16 protein-coding genes are annotated in these 17,695 nt (G+C 71.9%); 10 read left to right on the top strand and 6 right to left on the bottom strand.

Translation table 11 applies throughout. From position 1 onward, the window contains the following. Position 1 precedes the first annotated feature (1 nt). Positions 2-724, bottom strand: a complete 723-nt coding sequence (locus AB0D18_RS11915; RefSeq protein WP_362415615.1) for a lysophospholipid acyltransferase family protein — start codon at positions 722-724, stop codon at positions 2-4. 282 nt (positions 725-1,006) lie between these two features. On the opposite strand from AB0D18_RS11915, the gene AB0D18_RS11910 reads away from it, so the two are divergent. From AB0D18_RS11910 to AB0D18_RS11885, 6 genes are all read left to right on the top strand, one after another. Then, positions 1,007-1,336: a thioredoxin family protein gene (locus tag AB0D18_RS11910; RefSeq protein WP_362415613.1), complete on the top strand. Its 330-nt coding sequence runs from the start codon at positions 1,007-1,009 to the stop codon at positions 1,334-1,336. Between the two features lie 212 nt (positions 1,337-1,548). Further along, positions 1,549-2,061 (top strand): flavin reductase family protein, encoded by a 513-nt coding sequence (locus AB0D18_RS11905; protein ID WP_362415611.1) that lies wholly within the window; start codon positions 1,549-1,551, stop codon positions 2,059-2,061. A gap of 211 nt (positions 2,062-2,272) precedes the next feature. Continuing rightward, positions 2,273-3,058 (top strand): electron transfer flavoprotein subunit beta/FixA family protein, encoded by a 786-nt coding sequence (locus tag AB0D18_RS11900; RefSeq protein ID WP_362415609.1) that lies wholly within the window; start codon positions 2,273-2,275, stop codon positions 3,056-3,058. 97 nt (positions 3,059-3,155) lie between these two features. Further along, the gene (locus tag AB0D18_RS11895) at positions 3,156-4,118 is read left to right on the top strand and encodes an electron transfer flavoprotein subunit alpha/FixB family protein (protein ID WP_362415607.1); all 963 of its coding nucleotides are present in this window, start codon (positions 3,156-3,158) and stop codon (positions 4,116-4,118) included. Between the two features lie 163 nt (positions 4,119-4,281). Then, positions 4,282-5,580: an aldolase/citrate lyase family protein gene (locus tag AB0D18_RS11890; RefSeq protein WP_362415605.1), complete on the top strand. Its 1,299-nt coding sequence runs from the start codon at positions 4,282-4,284 to the stop codon at positions 5,578-5,580. A 128-nt stretch (positions 5,581-5,708) separates the two neighbouring features. Next, on the top strand, positions 5,709-7,610 hold the full coding sequence (locus AB0D18_RS11885) for a protein kinase (RefSeq protein WP_362415603.1): 1,902 nt from the start codon (positions 5,709-5,711) through the stop codon (positions 7,608-7,610). 6 nt (positions 7,611-7,616) lie between these two features. Here the strand turns inward: AB0D18_RS11885 and AB0D18_RS11880 are convergent, their stop codons facing one another. Next, complete coding sequence (locus AB0D18_RS11880) at positions 7,617-8,621, bottom strand: LacI family DNA-binding transcriptional regulator (protein ID WP_362415942.1); 1,005 nt, start codon at positions 8,619-8,621, stop codon at positions 7,617-7,619. Between the two features lie 270 nt (positions 8,622-8,891). Between AB0D18_RS11880 and AB0D18_RS11875 the strand changes: the two genes are divergently transcribed. Further along, complete coding sequence (locus AB0D18_RS11875) at positions 8,892-9,863, top strand: ROK family protein (RefSeq protein WP_362415601.1); 972 nt, start codon at positions 8,892-8,894, stop codon at positions 9,861-9,863. 122 nt (positions 9,864-9,985) lie between these two features. Here the strand turns inward: AB0D18_RS11875 and AB0D18_RS11870 are convergent, their stop codons facing one another. Next, on the bottom strand, positions 9,986-12,097 hold the full coding sequence (locus tag AB0D18_RS11870) for an NPCBM/NEW2 domain-containing protein (protein WP_362415599.1): 2,112 nt from the start codon (positions 12,095-12,097) through the stop codon (positions 9,986-9,988). Positions 12,098-12,333: 236 nt separating this feature from the next. Here AB0D18_RS11870 and AB0D18_RS11865 point away from each other — a divergent pair, with 236 nt between their 5' ends. Both AB0D18_RS11865 and AB0D18_RS11860 read left to right on the top strand, forming a co-directional pair. Further along, positions 12,334-12,867 carry a cupin domain-containing protein gene (locus AB0D18_RS11865; RefSeq protein ID WP_362415940.1) on the top strand — a complete coding sequence of 178 codons (534 nt, stop codon included), beginning with the start codon at positions 12,334-12,336 and terminating at the stop codon, positions 12,865-12,867. Beyond that, positions 12,860-13,678, top strand: coding sequence for an SDR family NAD(P)-dependent oxidoreductase (locus AB0D18_RS11860; RefSeq protein WP_362415597.1), 819 nt, complete (start codon positions 12,860-12,862; stop codon positions 13,676-13,678). The genes AB0D18_RS11865 and AB0D18_RS11860 overlap by 8 nt, the downstream gene beginning before the upstream one ends. 105 nt (positions 13,679-13,783) lie before the next feature. Here AB0D18_RS11860 and AB0D18_RS11855 read toward each other — a convergent pair whose 3' ends face one another. Beyond that, on the bottom strand, positions 13,784-13,966 hold the full coding sequence (locus AB0D18_RS11855; protein WP_362415595.1) for a hypothetical protein: 183 nt from the start codon (positions 13,964-13,966) through the stop codon (positions 13,784-13,786). 261 nt (positions 13,967-14,227) lie between these two features. Here AB0D18_RS11855 and AB0D18_RS11850 point away from each other — a divergent pair, with 261 nt between their 5' ends. After that, entirely contained in the window at positions 14,228-15,268 is a 1,041-nt protein-coding gene (locus AB0D18_RS11850; protein ID WP_362415594.1) for an NUDIX domain-containing protein, read from the top strand. 97 nt (positions 15,269-15,365) lie between these two features. Here AB0D18_RS11850 and AB0D18_RS11845 read toward each other — a convergent pair whose 3' ends face one another. Both AB0D18_RS11845 and AB0D18_RS11840 read right to left on the bottom strand, forming a co-directional pair. Continuing rightward, entirely contained in the window at positions 15,366-16,064 is a 699-nt protein-coding gene (locus tag AB0D18_RS11845) for an MBL fold metallo-hydrolase (protein WP_362415592.1), read from the bottom strand. Between the two features lie 95 nt (positions 16,065-16,159). After that, on the bottom strand, positions 16,160-17,527 hold the full coding sequence (locus tag AB0D18_RS11840) for a dipeptidase (protein WP_362415590.1): 1,368 nt from the start codon (positions 17,525-17,527) through the stop codon (positions 16,160-16,162). Positions 17,528-17,695: the final 168 nt, after the last annotated feature.

Raw genomic sequence — 17,695 nt, 5'->3', positions numbered from 1 at the left:
GTCAGCCCGCTTCGCGCAGCTGCGCCGGGGTCGGGGCCGTGCCGCCGAGGTGGGCCGGGACCCACCAGGTGTCCTTGTCGTCCTTCGGGCGCACCGGGTAGGCGCGCTGGGCGGCCTCCAGCAGCTCCTGGACGCGCTCGCGCAGCCGCCGGGTGATGGCGCCCGCGTACTCCTCCGTCGGGGCCTCCACGGGCTTGCCCACGCGGATGGTGACCGGGATGTGATTGCGGCCGAAGTTGCGCGGCTTGCCCTTGGTCCAGATGCGCTGGGTGCCCCAGACGGCCATCGGGATCAGCGGCACGCCGGCCTCCTGGGCGAGCCGGGCCGCACCCGACTTGAAGCTCTTCAGCGTGAACGACTCGGAGATCGTCGCCTCCGGGAACACCCCGATGATCTCGCCGGAGCGCAGCGAGTCCAGCGCGTGCTTGTACGCGTTCTCGCCCTGCTTGCGGTCCACCGGGATGTGCTTCATGCCGCGCATCAGCGGCCCGGAGACCTTGTGCCGGAACACCGACTCCTTCGCCATGAAGCGCACCAGGCGCTTCTGCGGCAGGGCGGCGAAGCCGTTGAAGATGAAGTCGAGGTAACTGATGTGGTTGCTGACCAGTACTGCCCCGCCGGAGCGGGGAATGTTCTCAGAACCCTGAGTGTCGATCTTGAGGTCGAGCGCCTTGAAAAGGGTGCGAGCGGCGCCGATGACCGGCCGATAGACGAGTTCTGCCATGACGGGGGACCCTTCTGTGACCGGGGAGGGCTCTCCCGGTGCGAAAGTTACGCTGCCGTAGGTTTTCGGCGTTGGGCAGATCGTGCCCCATGTACGGCCGAGTAGCCAGTCCCCGGGTACCCAGAACGCGAGATTCTCATCACGTCCGGCGATGTCCACTCATGCCCTGACCTGCTGCGGGTTCTCCGGAAGCGGCGAAAGAGGCGTCGAACGGCCGGGAATCGCAGCACCGGGCCGCACGCTGCACACTGTGTCAAGCAGCGCGTAAGGGGAGGGTGAAATATGCCGGAACACGACGGTGGGAAAAGGCTGGGCGCCGGAGAGCTCGGCGTCGAACCGGGGGAGCGGGCCACCCTCGTGCAGTTCTCCAGCGCGTTCTGCCAGCCCTGCCGGGCCACCCGCAGGACCCTCTCCGAAGTGGCCGCGATGGTGGACGGGGTCACCCACGTCGAGATCGACGCCGAGGACCACCTCCCCCTCGTACGGGAGCTGGGCGTCCGGCAGACGCCGACCGTACTCGTCCTGGACGCGGACGGCCGGATCGTGCGGCGTGCGACGGGACAGCCGCGCCGGGCGGACGTCATCGCCGCACTGGGGCGGGCCGTCGCGTGACGCAACGTGATCAATCTCCCACTGCCCGGGGTCCCGTGTGTACTTGACGCCGTCGACCCCGAATCGTCAGGGTGACGTCATGCCGTCGGAACTCCTTCTCTACGGGCGGGTCCACGTGGACCTGGTCCGTCACGCGAGCGCGCGCTGTCCGGGTGCCTGAGCAGCCACCGCCCCCAGGGCCACGCCTCCCGTTCCCGCCGAAGGACAACTCCATGACGCTCCAGCCCGCCCTTGCCGTCAACCGGCAGGCCACCCCCGAACTGTTCCGCTCGGTCTTCCGGCAGCATGCCGCCGGAGTCGCCGTGATCACCGCGGCCGACCGCGGGTCCCGCCCCGTCGGGTTCACCGCCACGTCCCTCAACTCCGTCGCCGCCGAGCCTCCGTTGGTCTCCTTCGGGGTGGGCACGGGGTCCTCCAGCTGGCCCGCCATCGCGGACGCCGAGCACATCGGCGTACACATACTGGGCGAACACCAAGAGGCGCTCGCCGCGACGTTCGCGCGCAGCGGCGCCGACCGTTTCGGTGCGCCCACCCGGTGGCACACCGGACCCGAGGGCGTCCCCCTGCTCGACGGCGTGCTGGCGTGGCTGGTGTGCCGCGTGGTGGCGCGGGTGCCCGCCGGGGACCACCGCGTCGTGCTCGCCCAGGCCGTCGCGGGGGATCCGTCAGGAGAGGGGCGGCCGCTCCTCTACCACCAGGGGCGCTTCAACGCTCTGCGCGACTAGGAGTTCCCGAAAGCGCGGTTTTGTCGGCGATTACACAGCGTTGGCAAGGTCACAGTGCAAAGCGCTTGCTTACGGGGAACCCTCTGGATGTACTGACGAGTAATATTCCGGTCGGGGCGCAACGGGCCCCGACCGGAAACCGCCCCTTCAGGCGCCTATGCTGCCTGCAACGAGGCAGCCGACAAATAGACGATGCAGTAGGAGAGCCGGCGTGAGCTTGAGGATCGTTGTCTGTGTGAAGTACGTGCCCGACGCCACCGGCGACCGGCACTTCGCCGATGACCTGACGGTCGACCGCGACGATGTCGACGGTCTGCTGTCGGAGCTCGACGAGTACGCCGTCGAGCAGGCGCTGCAGATCGCCGACGAGGCCGACGACGCGGAGATCACCGTCCTGACGGTGGGCCCCGAGGACGCCAAGGACGCGCTCCGCAAGGCGCTGTCGATGGGTGCCCACAAGGCCGTCCACGTCGAGGACGACGACCTGCACGGCAGCGACGTCATGGCGACGTCCCTGGTGCTCGCCAAGGCCGTCGAGAAGACCGGTTACGACCTGGTCATCACCGGCATGGCGTCGACGGACGGCACCATGGGTGTCCTGCCGGCGATCCTGGCCGAGCGCCTGGGCGTCCCGCAGGTCACGCTGCTCTCCGAGGTCAAGGTCGAGGACGGTGTCGTCAAGGGCCGCCGCGACGGCGACTCGGCCACCGAGCAGCTGGAGGCCTCCCTCCCGGCGCTCGTCTCGGTGACGGACCAGTCGGGCGAGGCCCGCTACCCGTCCTTCAAGGGCATCATGGCCGCCAAGAAGAAGCCGGTGGAGTCCCTGGACCTGGACGACCTGGACCTGGACGCCGAAGAGGTCGGCCTCGAGGGCTCCTGGACCAAGGTCGACTCCGCGGACAAGCGCCCGGAGCGCACCGCGGGCACGATCGTCAAGGACGAGGGCGAGGGCGGCAAGCAGCTGGCCGAGTTCCTCGCGGGCCAGAAGTTCATCTAGCGGCTGGGGTCCGGGGTCATCCCCGGATCAGCACAGCATCTAGTCAGCGCCCCCTTCCCCCGCCCCCGTTTCTTCGCACTCGCAGGAGAGCATTCCCATGGCTGAAGTTCTCGTCTACGTCGACCACGTGGACGGTGCCGTCCGCAAGCCCACCCTGGAGCTGCTGACGCTCGCCCGCCGCATCGGCGAGCCCGTCGCGGTCTTCCTCGGCGCCGGTGGCGACGCCGCTGCCGCCGTGCTCGGCGAGCACGGCGCGACCCGCGTACTGACCGCGGACGCCCCGGAGTTCGGCGACTACCTCGTCGTCCCGAAGGTGGACGCCCTGCAGGCCGCGTACGACGCCGTCTCCCCGGCCGCCGTGCTGGTCCCGTCCTCCGCCGAGGGCAAGGAGATCGCGGCCCGCCTCGCGGTCCGCATCGGCTCCGGCATCATCACCGACGCCGTCGACCTGGAGGCCGGCGACGAGGGTCCGGTGGCCACGCAGGCAGCGTTCGCCGCCTCGTACACCACCAAGTCCCGCGTCTCCAAGGGCACCCCGGTCATCACCGTCAAGCCGAACTCGGCCCCGGTCGAGGCCGCTCAGGCCGCCGGCGCCGTCGAGGCCCTGAACGTGACCTTCTCCGCGGCCGCCACCGGCACCAAGGTCGTCTCGCGCACCCCGCGCGAGGCCACCGGCCGCCCCGAGCTGACCGAGGCCGCGATCGTGGTCTCCGGCGGCCGCGGCGTCAACGGTGCCGAGAACTTCTCGATCATCGAGAAGCTCGCCGACAGCCTCGGTGCCGCCGTCGGCGCCTCCCGCGCCGCCGTCGACGCCGGCTGGTACCCGCACACCAACCAGGTCGGCCAGACCGGCAAGTCGGTCTCGCCGCAGCTGTACATCGCCTCCGGCATCTCCGGTGCGATCCAGCACCGCGCCGGTATGCAGACCTCGAAGACCATCGTCGCCATCAACAAGGACGCCGAGGCTCCGATCTTCGACCTGGTCGACTACGGCGTCGTCGGCGACCTGTTCGCCGTCGTCCCGCAGCTGACCGACGAGGTCGAGTCCCGCAAGGGCTGACCTGCATCTTCTTGTACGAACTCGGGGCCGTGCGGTGTTCTCACCGCACGGCCCCGAGCCGTTTGCGGCCCGTGTCCGGCACCCATTGACGTGGATCACGACCAGCTATTAACTTCACTATGCGGATTGTTGATTCCGTGAAGCGGAAACATGGAGGGTTGGAATGGGTCAGCAGGAGAAGGTGGCAACGAGCCTCGCCGGCGCGGTCAGCGAGGGGATCAGTGCCTCCCTCGTACCGATCGACGCGGAGCTCGAGCGCCGTTACCCCGGAGACCCAGGAACCCGGCAGCCCGTCCACACCGTCTACGTTCCCGGCAACCTCTATGAGGCGGGCACCATCCGCTCCTGGGGCGAGACGGCGCTGAAGATGCTCGACGAACACGCCCCTGACGCCGCCGCGTTCGCCGAGGTCCTCGGCCTCGACGCGTCCCTCGCCGACGCCGTGTACGACCGGGTGCGCGCCAAGCTGGAGCGCGAGCCCATCGAGGACCTGCGCGTCGACTTCGAGGACGGCTACGGCGGCTCGGCCGCCGACGAGGACGAGTACGTCGCCCGCGCCGCACGCCTGGTCGCAGAGTCCTACGAGAACGGCACCGCCGCCCCGTACACCGGCATCCGCATGAAGTGCTTCGAAGCCCCCGTCCGCGAGCGGGCCATCCGCACCCTGGACGTCTTCCTCACCGGCCTCATGGAGAACGGCGGCCTCCCCGAAGGGCTCGTCCTGACGCTGCCGAAGGTGACGTACTGCGAGCAGGTCACCGCGATGGTGCGCCTCCTTGAGGCGTTCGAGAAGGCGCACGGCCTGGAAGCGGGCCGGATCGGCTTCGAGATCCAGATCGAGACCAGCCAGTCCATCCTGGGCGCCGACGGCACCGCCACCGTCGCCCGCATGATCGACGCCGCCGAGGGCCGGGCAACCGGGCTGCACTACGGCACCTTCGACTACAGCGCCTGCGTCGGCGTCAGCGCCGCCTACCAGGCCAGCGACCACCCGGCAGCCGACCACGCCAAGGCGGTCATGCAGGTCGCCGCCGCGGGTACGGGTGTCCGCGTCTCCGACGGCTCCACGAACGTCCTGCCCGTCGGCTCCACCGAGAAGGTGCACGACGCCTGGCGGCTGCACTACGGCCTCACCCGCCGCGCCCTGGCCCGTGCCTACTACCAGGGCTGGGACATGCACCCCGGCCACCTGCCGACCCGGTACGCGGCCGTCTTCACGTACTACCGCGAGGGCTTCGAGCAGGCCGCCGCCCGCCTCGCCGCGTACGCCAACCAGCTCAGCGGCGGCGACATCGCCGACGAGCCCGCGTCCGCGAAGGCGCTCGCCGGGTACCTGCTGCGCGGCATCGACTGCGGTGCCCTCGACACCGCCGAGGTCGCGAAGCTCAGTGGTCTCACCCGCGCGGACCTCGAAGGCTTCGCGTCGCCGCGCCGCGGGGACCTCACGGCCACGGCTTCGTAACGCCGCTCCGTAAACCCGGCCGCGCACCTCCCGCCGCGTCACCCCGGCGCGGCGACCCCGAACCCGGCTGTCACTGCTGCCCCGTACTCTGTTCGCAACCACATTTGGCGTAACGGAACGGGGCAGTGGTGGCTACGGGGGAGAACGAGCGGCTGGCCGGCCGCTACCGGGTGATCGAGCAGCTCGGCCGGGGCGGCATGGGCGTCGTCTGGCGCGCCGTCGACGAGGTGCTCGGCCGCGAGGTCGCCGTCAAGGAACTGCGCGCGTACAACGACTCGTCGGGACCGGAACTGGCCGATCTGCGGGTCCGGATGCAGCGCGAGGCCCGCGCCGCCGCCCGGATCCGGCACTCCGGAGTCGTCGCCATCCACGACGTCACCGAGCACGATGGCCGCCCGGTCATCGTGATGGAGCTCGTCGACGGTCCTTCGCTGGACGACGTGCTGACCGAGCGGGGGCTCCTCGACCCGCGCGAGGCCGCCGCGATGGGCGCCCGGGTGCTGGAGGCGCTCGCCGCCGCGCACCGGGCCGGCGTACTGCACCGGGACGTCAAGCCGGGCAACATCCTGCTCGACCGCGGCGGCCGCGTCGTCCTCACCGACTTCGGCATCGCCGCCATGGAGGACCCGGGCGACGGCTCCACCACCCACCTCACCCGCAGCGGCGAACTGGTCGGCTCTCTCGACTACCTGGCGCCCGAGCGCGCCCAGGGCCAGGAGCCGGGTCCCGCGTCCGACATCTGGGCGCTGGGCGCCACGCTGTACGCGGCCGTCGAGGGCGGCTCGCCCTTCCGCCGTACGTCGACCTGGTCGACGCTCACCGCGATCGTCGTGGAACCGCTGCCCGAGCCGGTGCGCTCCGGGCCGCTGGGGCCCGTACTCCAGCGCCTCATGAGCAAGGACCCGGCACAGCGGCCCGACGCGGCCGAAGCGGCCCGACTGCTCGCAGAAGTGGCCGACGGACCCGCCGCGAAGGCCGCCGAGACCCCGCACGCGGCGACGGAGCGGGAGCAACTGCCGCCCCAGCAGCAGGGATTCGGCCCCGCGGGCCCCGCGCCCGCCCCGTACGTACAGCCCTCGCCGGGCTTCGGCCCGCACACCCCGCCGGCCCAGCACACCCCGCCCGTCCAGCACACCCCGCACACCCCGCCCGCCCAGCAGCCCGGCTACGGGTCGGGCCCGGCACCCTACGGGACGGGTCCGACGCCTGCCGTGCAGCAGCAGCCCGGCTACGGGACCGGGCCCATGCCCGATTCCGTAGCCGGGGCATCGGGTGGACGCCGCAGGGCCGTGGTCGCGGCGGGCGTCGCCGCGGTGCTGCTGGTCGGCGCCGGTGTGACGTACACGCTCAGCAACCGGGGCGGCGACGAGCAGGTGACCGGCAGCCCCGCCGCCGACAGCTCCGACGTGGCCGGATCGCCGACCGCCGACGGACCCCTGCCGCCCGCCGCGCTGCCCACCGACGCGGGCATGAAGACCAAGGCCCCCGCGCCCGACCCGAAGGGCAAGGACAAGGGCGACGGCAAGAAGAAGTCCACGCCCGCCCCGGGCGGTAGGAACAGCGGTGCACCGGCCACCGGAGGAAAGACCGCGGGCGGTAAGGGTGGCAGCGCCGCGGGCGGCGGCTCGGCAGGTGCCAACTCCGGCGGAGGACCGGCCGGTTCAGGCGGTACGGCGGCGAACGGCGGCGGCTCCGGCGGTTCGGGCGGCGCCGGCGGCAACCCGCCCCCGCAGCCTCCGCCCCCGGCACCGGTCTGCCACGGCATCGGCGCCGGAAAGTACAACTGCGAGGTCTGGCGCACCTCGGACTCGATCCGGGCCAATGGTGACCACGCGGGCAAGCTCAACGCGGGCACCAACTACTTCTACTGCCAGGCCAACCTGGGCCGCCGCGTCACCTACGGCAACTGGACGAACGTCTGGTGGGCCAAGACCGACGACGACAGCGGCAACACCAATGTGTACGTCAGCGTCGTCTACCTCAAGGGCGGGGACAACGACAAGGCGCTGCCGGGCCTGCCCGTCTGCTGACCGTCCTTACGAACGGCCCACGGAGTCCCACGGCGGGATCTCGCCCGAGCCCCGTGCGACGAGACGGGTCTCCAGCACCACCTGGGACGGTGCCCCGGCCGCCCCGTCGAGGCGGCTGAACAGCAGATCCGCGGCGGTGCGGCCGAGGGTCGCCGCGTCCTGGGCGACGACCGTGACGCCGGGGTCGAGCAGATCGGCCAGCTCGAAGTCGTCGAACCCGACCAGGGCCACCGGGCGTTCGCGCCCCGCAAGGACCCTCACGACCGTGACGGTCACCCGGTTGTTGCCCGTGAAGACCGCCGTCACCGGCTCGTCCGCCGCGTCCAGCATCGCCCCGGCCGCGTCCCGCACCCGCTCGGGGTCCGTGGAGCCGAGCGCCACCCACCCCTCGGCCACCGGCAGCCCCGCGTCCTCCATCGCCGCGTGGTAGCCGCGCAGCCGCTCGGTCGCGGTGTGGATGCGGGGCTGGTCGCCGATGAACCCGATCCTGCGGTGGCCGTGCGCGATCAGGTGCGCCACCCCGTCGCGGGCGCCGCCGAAGCTGTCCGACCGTACGACGTCGGCGTCGATCCGCCCCGGCGGACGGTCCACGAACACCGTGGCGACGCCCGCCGCCATCTCCGGCTCCAGATAGCGGTGGTCGTCCCCGGCCGGAATCACGATCAGCCCGTCCACCCGGCGTGCGCACAGCGCGAGCACCAACTCCTGCTCGCGGTCCGGGTCTTCGGCGCTGGAGCCGTTGATGAGCAGGGCGCCGTGGGAGCGGGCGACCTCCTCCACGGCACGGTTCAGCGGACCGTAGAAGGGGTCGGCGAGGTCTTCCAGCACCAGGCCGATGCTGGCGGTACGGCCCTTGCGCAGGACCCGGGCGCTGTCGTTGCGGCGGAAACCCAGGGCGTCGATGGCTTCCCTGACGCGCCGTTCGGTGTCGGGCGTCACACCGGCCTCGGCGTTGACGACCCGCGAGACGGTCTTGAGGCCGACGCCCGCGCGGGCGGCCACGTCCTTCATGGTCGGCCGGTTGCCGTAGCGGCGCTGGGGCGGCACGGGGCGCTGGGACCTCGCTGCGGCGGAAGGAGGAGGTGCGGTGTCGGCCACGGTGCGCTGTCCTGTCGGTCGTCGGCGTGGGGATGCGGCGGTGCGGGTATGCGGGGATGCGGCGGTGCGGGGGTCCGGCACCGAGCATAGGGCCCCGATGCCTGGACAACGTTGTCAGGTAAATGGAGACTGGCTCAGTCCTTTGATCTTTTCTCTTCCTCTTCCTCCTGGAGATGTACGCCGATGCACACCGAGTTCACCGACCTCGTCGCCGCGCTCGACATCGGCGGCACCAAGATCGCGGGTGCGCTGGTGGACGACACCGGCCGGATCTGCATCAGGACCCAGCGGCCGACGCCCGCGCACGCGGACGGGGACACGGTCATGGGCGCGGTGGAAGCGGTCCTCGCCGAGCTGAAGCAGTCGCCGCTCTGGCCGGAGGTGCGCGCCGTGGGCATCGGCAGCGCGGGCCCCGTCGACGCGTCCGCCGGTACGGTCAGCCCGGTCAACGTCTCCGGCTGGCGCGGGTTCCCGCTGGTCGCACGGGTACGGAAGGCAGTCGGCGGACTTCCGGTCGAACTCGTCGGCGACGGCGTCGCCATGACCGCCGCCGAACACTGGCAGGGCGCGGCCCGCGGCCACGACAACGCCCTCTGTCTGGTCGTCTCCACCGGCGTCGGCGGCGGCCTCGTCCTGAACGGTGCCCTGCACCCCGGCCCCACCGGCAACGCGGGCCACATCGGCCACATCAGCGTCGAATTGGACGGCGACCCCTGCCCGTGCGGTTCGCGCGGCTGCGTCGAGCGCATCGCCAGCGGCCCCAACATCGCCCGGCGCGCCGCCGAGCAGGGCTGGCGCCCCGGCCCCGACGGCGACACCACGGCAGCCGCCGTGGCCGCGGCGGCCGGGGCCGGGGACCGGATCGCACTCGCCTCGTTCGAGCGGGCCGGCCAGGCCCTGGCGGCGGGGATCGCGGCCACTGCGACTCTGGTGGAGGTGGACATCGCGGTGATCGGCGGGGGAGTGGCGGGAGCGGGCGGCGTGCTCTTCGACCCGCTGCGGCGCGCGCTCAAGGACTACGCGGCGCTGTCCTTCGTACAGGAGCTGCAGGTGGTTCCGGCCCAGATGGGCACCGACGCGGGCCTGGTCGGCGCGGCGGCCGCCGCCCTGCTCGGCGCGGGGCGGAGCGAGGGCGGCGGCCGTCATACGCACTGAACCGGGGGTTCAGGAGCTGAATCGAGGGCTCGGCAGCTCAGCGCGTACCGGATCGAGGGCTCGGCAGCTCAGCGTGCACCGGATCGAGGGCTCGGCAGCTCAGCGCGTACCGGATCGGGGGCTCAGCAGCTCAGCTTGGCGTCCGCCCAGTCGGCGTGGTCGTACGTGGTCCCGTCCCCGCCGTCGGTGACCACCAATCGCTCCGTCTGCGCACCGCTTATGTCGGCCGAAACGGGCTGCGGGGCAAGGGAGTTGTCGAGTACCCCGGTCGAGGTCGCCTTCTTGCCGTCGGCCCACACCTCGAACGCGGCCGTGCCCCTGCTGCCCGACTCGTCGTCGAGGCCCGCCTGCGCAGTGAAGGTGGTGCACTTCCCGCCCGTGTAGTACTCGGCCTCGCTTGCCGCGTGGACGCCGAGCCCCTTGGCGAAGACCTGGCCGCCGACGGTGAGCGGCTTGCCGTCGCCCGCCTTGGCCTCGCCGTTGCTGAGGTCCTTCTCGATCGGGCCCCACCCGTTGGCGGAGCTCAGCATGGGCAGGTCACTGGCGTACGAGTCTCCGCCGGGCGGCGCCACCACGATCCGTACCCCGGCCGCGGCGGCCGTGCTCAGCCGCTGTCCGGTGACCGAACGGTAGGAGGCCGTGAGCGTCAGGTCATAACTCCCCGGCCCGGTGCCGGCCGGTGCGACAACCGTCCAGCCGGTCCGCAGCCGCTTGCCGCCCGGGAGCTGCGCAACGGTGCTGCCCGAGGTCGCGCGGATCTTCCACCCGGCGGGTCCCGTCAGCTTCACGGAAAGGTCGAGTGCGGGTGTACGGCCCAGATCGGTGACCGTGGAGCTGAGCTTCGTGGTCCGCCCCGCCTCGGTCAACGGGGATCCGTAAGTGGCGAGTTCGAGCATCGGCGGCAGCTGCGCCCACTTTTTGTCGGCCGACACCCGCAGCAGGACGGTGCCGTGCGCGGGCACCGTCGCCGCGAGGGTGCCCGCGGTGTGACCGTCCGTCTTGCGCCACAGGTCGCGCACTCGGTAGCCGGTGGCGGCGGGCAGGCCGACGGCCTTCGCGGTGGTCGCGATGCGCTGCGGGCTGCCGGTCTCGTTGAAGAGCGCGACGGCGCGGCTGCCGTCCGCCATCTCCTTGGCGACGACCCAGCGGCCGCCCTCGGAGGTCACCACGCTGCCCTGCTTGCCGAGCTTGTCCTGGTCGACGGCGATGACTTCCTTGTTCCGCAGGATGTCGAAGGTCTCCGGGGTGACCTTGCGCAGGTCGGAGCCGATGAGCAGCGGGGCCGCCATGATCGACCACATGGAGAAGTGGGTGCGGTACTCGGTGCCGGTCATGCCGCCGTTGCCGACCTCCAGCATGTCCGGGTCGTTCCAGCCGCCGGGGCCCGCGTACTTCGCCAGCGGCAGGTTCTGCTTCATGATCCCCAGCATGCTGGCCCAGTTGTCCCTGATGTCGAAGGTGGTCCGCCACATGTGGCCGACGGCCTTCCCCCACTCCCACGGCTTGTACGAACCCCACTCGCAGAGGCTGTAGAGGATGGGGCGGCCGGTCTCGGCGGACGCGGCCTTCAGAGCGTCGCGCATGGTGGTGTACCGGAGCATGAAGTCCACGCCCTGGTTGTTGCAGTTGTCGTATTTGAGGTAGTCGACACCCCACTCGGCGAACTGCTTCGCGTCGCTGTACTCGTGGTTCAGCCCGCCCGGCATACCGACCGGGTCGCAGGTCCGCGTGCCCGCGCTGCTGTAGAGGCCGAACTTCAGGCCCTTGGAGTGGACGTAGTCCGCGACCGCCTTGATGCCGTGGGGGAAGCGGACCGGGTCCGGCACCAGCTTGCCCGCCGCGTTGCGCTCCGGCTGCGCCCAGCAGTCGTCCAGGTTGACGTACTGGTACCCGGCGGCCTTGAGCCCCTTCTCGACGAAGATGTCGGCGATGCCCTTGACCATGGCCTCGTTGAACTCGGCCCGGCAGTAGGTGGAGTTCCAGTTGTTGAAGCCCATCGGAGGGGTGAGAGCGAGGCCGCCGGGCAGCCGGGGCTGGGCGGCGGGCGCAGGCGCGGGCCCTGGTCCGGGGGCGGGAGCCGGGGCGGGGGCGGGAGCGGGTGCGGCGACCGCGGCCGGTGCGGCGAGGCCCGCGGCACACAGCAGCGCGGCGGTGAAGGCGCCCGCAACTCTTCGGCCACGCAGGCGGGTTGGCGGTGCCGGGCAGGCGGTGGGGCGGGTGGGCGTGCGACGCATGAGGAATTCCTCCGTACTCGTGGCATTCACGGACGAGGGTGGAATGACATGACATGTGCGTGTCACTGATGCATCGATGCGCGCTCACGGTAGAGCGTGTTCGACACTGTCGAAAAGAGGGCCGGATGGGTGCGGTTGTGTGGGGTTGTGCTGGTGTGACGGGAGTGGCGCAGGTCCGGCCCCCGGCCGCCTCGCGCATCACCGTCCCCGGCGGCGGGTAGGTGCAGCCGGTGACCATGTACGAGGACCCGCTCGCCGAGGCCCACCGCCTCGCGGAGTGCTACGAGCTCCAACCGCTGCCCGTGGAGGGCGGATTGTTCCGCCGGACCTGGGCGGGGCCGCCCGGCGCGGCCGGCCGGCCGTCCGGGTCGGCGATCATGATGCTGCTGACCTCCGCGCCCGGCGACTTCTCGGCCCTGCACCGGCTGACCGGTGACGAGGTGTGGCACTTCTACCGGGGCGACCCGCTGGAACTGCTGCTCCTCGCCCCGGACGGCACCGACCGCCTCGTACCGTTCGGCGACTTCGCGCGGGGCGGCCCCGTGCAGTACGTCGTACCGGCCGGAACGTGGATGGGCGCGCGGGTCGCGAAGGGCGGCAGCTGGTCGCTCTTCGGGACCACGATGGCCCCCGGTTTCCACCCCGCCGACTACGAGGGCGGCGACCCGGAGCTGCTCGCCGCCCGCCATCCCCAACAGGCCGTACGCATCCGCGAGTTGTGCCGCCCCGATGCCCCGCTCAGCATGACCGCGGGGGCCGGCGATGAGTGAGCCGACCGCACGCGGGGCGGCCGGGCGTGGAGGGGCCGGGCGCGATACCACCCTGCCCGACCTCACCGGACGCATCGCCCTGGTCACCGGGGCCAGCGGCCTCGTCGGCGGGGGAATCGCCGAACGGTTCGCAGCCGCGGGCGCCGGGGTCGTCGCCCACTTCCGGCACGACGAGAAGTCGGCCCATGCGCTCGTGGCCAGGATCGTCGACGCAGGCGGGCAGGCCCTCTCCGTACAGGCGGATCTGACCCGCGAGTCCGAGTGCCAGCGGCTCGTCGAAGTGGCGGCCGACTGGCGGGGCGGACTGGACGCGCTGGTGCACAACGCGGGCATCCAGCCGGTCCAGGACCTCGCGGACATGACCGCCGACGACTGGCGGCAGATGTACGACACCAACACCACCAGCGCCTTCTCCTGCACCCGTGCCTCCGTCCCATTCCTCGCCGCCCGCGGTGGCGGCAGCATCATCCATATCGCCTCGATCGAGGGGAGTCAGGCGACCCCGGGCCATGCGCACTACTGCGCGTCCAAGGCCGCTCTGATCATGTTCGCCCGCTCGGCCGCCCTGGAGTACGGCAGTTACGCCGTCCGCGTCAACACTGTCTCGCCGGGGCTGATCGAACGCCCCGGCCTCGTCGACGACTGGCCCGACGGCGTCCGCCGCTGGACGGAGGCCGCACCCCTGACCCGGCTCGGCCGGCCCGAGGACATCGGCAACGCCTGCGTCTTCCTCGCCTCCGGCGCCGCCGGGTGGATCACCGGTACGAACCTGGTGGTGGACGGCGGGGTCAGCGCACGCCCCACCTGGTAGGGCGGAGCAGGGCGGCCCGGAGTGCGGTGGTCCGGGCCGCCCTGCGATCCCCGGCGTGGCGGCCGGGCCCGTACGGCGGTTCAGCGTGCGGGGCCCGCCGGCGGGTCAGAGTGCTGCGGCATCGGCGGGTACCGCCTGGGCCACCACCACCAGGAAGACGTCCGCGTCCAGGTCCATCACGACCTCCGCCGGACACCCCTCGGCGCGGCGGGCGTGCGCGTACTCCTCCGCGGGCCAGCTGCCGCGCGGGCCGCCTGCCGGGAAACGCCGTAAAACAGTGCGCTTCATTCGCACCCCTCTCGTCCGTGCTCCTGCTGTACTTCTGTGCGCCCAACGAGACTCCGTGACGACGGGTCACGGTCCCAGTAGTCCCGCAGGCACCCCCGTATCTGCACCGACGCGGTACACGGCCTGAAGCGTTGCCCGGATCCTGCCACCGGGCGACCACGGTTGTGTGCGGGAACGGCTCCAGGCACCATGCCGTCGGGCCCTGGGTTCGTGGCAGGGTGTTGCGGGCAGTCCACTGGGGGCTACGGCAGAGGGGGACCCGTGATCGTCTGGATCAACGGTGCGTTCGGAGCGGGCAAGACCAGTACCGCGCGCGAACTGATCGATCTGATCCCGAACAGCACCTTCTACGACCCGGAGGTGACCGGCGCCGGGCTTGGCCGTCTGCTGCCGCCCAAGCGGCTCGCCGAGGTGAGCGACTATCAGGACCTGCCGATCTGGCGGCGGATGGTCGTGGACACCGCGGCGGCGCTGCTCGCCGAGGTGGGCGGGGTGCTCGTGGTGCCGATGACACTGCTGAGGCAGGAGTACCGGGACGAGATATTCGGCGGGCTGGCATCGCGCCGCATCCCCGTACGGCATGTGCTGCTCCAGGTCGAGGAAACGATCCTGCGGGAGCGGATCGCGGCCCGAGAGGAGCCGGGGATGTCCGCCGCCGACGCAGAGGTACGGGTGCGGCAGTGGGCGTACGACCACATCGAGCCCTACCGGGCCGCGCTCGGCTGGATCACCGGGGACGCACATGTCGTCGACGGCGGCCGGAGCACGCCGTACGAGGCCGCCGAGCAGATCGCGCGGGCGGTACGGTCCGGCGCGGCCGAGCCCTGCGACATCGTGCAGACGCCCCCGCCGGCCGCCGAGACCCTCGCGGCGGGGGTGCTGCTCTTCGACGCCGACGACCGGGTGCTGCTCGTCGACCCGACGTACAAACCGGGCTGGGAGTTCCCCGGCGGAGTGGTGGAGAGCGGCGAGGCGCCCGCGCGGGCCGGGATGCGGGAGGTCGCCGAGGAGACCGGGATACGACTCGGACAGGTCCCCGCGCTGCTGGTGGTCGACTGGGAACCGCCCCGGCCGCCCGGCTTCGGCGGGATACGGATGCTGTTCGACGGCGGGCGGCTGGAGGACGGCGGGGCACAGCGGGTGCTGCTGCCGGGGCCCGAGCTGCGTGGGTGGCGGTTCGTCACCGAGGAGGAGGCAGCAGGGCTGCTTCCGCCCGACCGGTACGCGCGGCTGCGCTGGGCGCTGCGGGCCCGGGAGCGCGGGACGGTGCTCAACCTGGAGGACGGGGTTCCGGTCGGCTGAGGGTGGCGCAGGTGCGCAGGTGCGCAGGTGCGTGGGTGCGTGGGTGCGTGGCGGGAAGGCGGGTGAGGGAGAGGGGGTGCGGGAGGTGCTGCAGGGTTCACCCGGCCGCCGACGCCCGTTCCGACGCGGCGAGGAGGGTGGTCCCCGCGTCCTGCGTGAGCGGGTCGCCGTGTCCGAAGCAGGCGACGGACGGCGCGAGGGACGCCAGCCTGCGCATGGTGGCGAGGGCCTGCTCACGGTCCACGTTGAACACCCCCAGCATCACCTCGCCGACGGCCGCGACGGCGTCGCCGGTGAACAGCACGCCGTGGTGCGGGAGATGGACGGCGAGGGAACCGTCCGTGTGGCCGGGCGCGTGCACGATGCGCGCGCCGCCGCCGAAGCCGAGCAGGTCGCCGTCCTCCAGCTCCCGGTCGACCCGGGTGGGCGGTGCCGGGGGCACGGTCAGCCCGTGCTCGAACAACGGGAGCTCCCAGTCGAGGAGTTGAGGCTCCGGGGTGGGGGCGGTGCCGCGCACCACAGGGGCGTCGAGCCGGTGCGCGAGCACCTCGGCGCCGTACCGCTCCGCCAGCTCCTCGGCGGCGCCCACGTGGTCGCGGTGGCAGTGGGTGAGGACGATGCGGCGCAGTTGGAGGGGGTCGGCGCCCACGCTCCGTATCGCCTCCTCGATGTCGGCGGCGGCATCACGGTGACCGGCGTCGATCAGGGTCAACTCGGCTCCGTCGCGCCAGAGGTAGGCCTGGCCGATGGGGAAGCGGAGCATGTGCAGCTGCGGAAGTACCGCTACGAGGTCCATGCGGCGAACGTACGAGAAGACGTACGCCCGCCGCAGGGACCTTCGCTCAGCGCATAGTTCGCTCAGCGCTGATCAGAGCTTCCGGGCAGGGAGTTTCAGACCTTCTTGGACTCCGCGTAGTTGGTGAGGAAGACCGCCTCGGCCACCGACAGGCGCTCCAGCTCCTGGGGGGAGACGCTCTCGTTCACCGCGTGGATCTGTGCCTCCGGCTCGCTCAGGCCGATGAGGAGGATCTCCGCCTCCGGGTAGAGCGCGGCGAGGGTGTTGCACAGCGGGATGGAGCCGCCCATGCCGGACGTCTGCATCTCCTCGCCGGGGTACGCGACGCGCATCGCGTCCGCCATCGAGGTGTACGCCGGGCTGGAGGTGTCCGCCTGGAACGGCTGGCCCTGGCCGATCTGTTCGACCTCGACCCGCGCGCCCCACGGGGCGTGCGCCTGCAGGTGCGCGGTGAGCAGCTTCGTCGCCTCGGCGGCGTCCTGGCCCGGCGGCACCCGCAGGCTGATCTGCGCGCGTGCGCCGGCCTGGAGGGACGGGGTGGCGCCGACGACCGGCGGGCAGTCGATGCCGATCACGGTGACGGCGGGGCGCGCCCAGATGCGGTCGGCGACCGTGCCGGTGCCGATCAGCTCGACGCCTTCCCGGACCTTCGCGTCGGTGCGGAACTCGTCCTCGGGGTACTGGAGACCGGTCCAGGTGCCGTCCGCCACCAGGCCGTCGACGGTCGTCGAGCCTTCCGCGTCGCGCAGCGAGGCAAGGAGGTGGATCATCGCGGCGAGCGCGTCCGGGGCGGCGCCGCCGAACTGGCCCGAGTGCAGGTTGCCTTCGAGGGTGTCGAGGGTGACCCGCAGCATCGTCATGCCGCGCAGGGTGGCCGTCACGGTGGGCAGGCCGACGCGGAAGTTGCCGGTGTCGCCGATGACGATCGTGTCCGCGGCCAGCAGGTCGGGGTGCGCCTCGGCGTACCGCTCCAGGCCGCCGGTGCCCTGCTCCTCGGAGCCCTCGGCGATGACCTTGACGGAGACGGGGACGCCGCCGTTCGCCTTGAGGGCGCGCAGCGCGAGCAGGTGCATGATGAACCCGCCCTTGCAGTCGGCCGCACCGCGTCCGTACCAGCGGCCGTCGCGCTCGGTCAGCTCGAACGGCGGGGACACCCACTTGTCCACTCCGAGCGGCGGCTGTACGTCGTAGTGCGCATACAGCAGTACGGTCGGCGCGCCCTCGGGACCGGGCAGGAAGCCGTACACCGACTGCGTGCCGTCGGGGGTGTCGAGCAGCGCGACGTCCTGGAAGCCCTCGGCGCGCAGCGCGTCGGCGCACCAGTTCGCGGCGGCCTCGCACTCGCTCTTGGGGAACTGTGCGGGGTCCGCCACCGACTGGAAGGCGACCAGCTCGGCAAGCTCCGACTTGGCGCGGGGCATCAGCTCGGCGACGGTCGCGGCGATCGGGTGGGTGGCGGTCATGGGCACGCTCCTCGTGGGTGCGACGGTGAATCAAGATTCCGTCCGCGACGCAGGCCGACCGGCGTGCGTCGCGTGCTTGCGGTGGGTGCTTCGCGAACAGTTGTGTGTACGGCGAAGACACGACCGATCCTCCCACAGCGGGCCGCGCTCGCGCCGCGCCGTAGGATG

The organism is Streptomyces sp. NPDC048442 (assembly GCF_040651475.1).
In the GTDB taxonomy this organism is placed as follows: Bacteria; Actinomycetota; Actinomycetes; order Streptomycetales; family Streptomycetaceae; genus Streptomyces.
The sequence above is the reverse complement of the archived record's forward strand: the minus strand, read 5'-3'. Positions and strand labels throughout refer to the sequence as shown.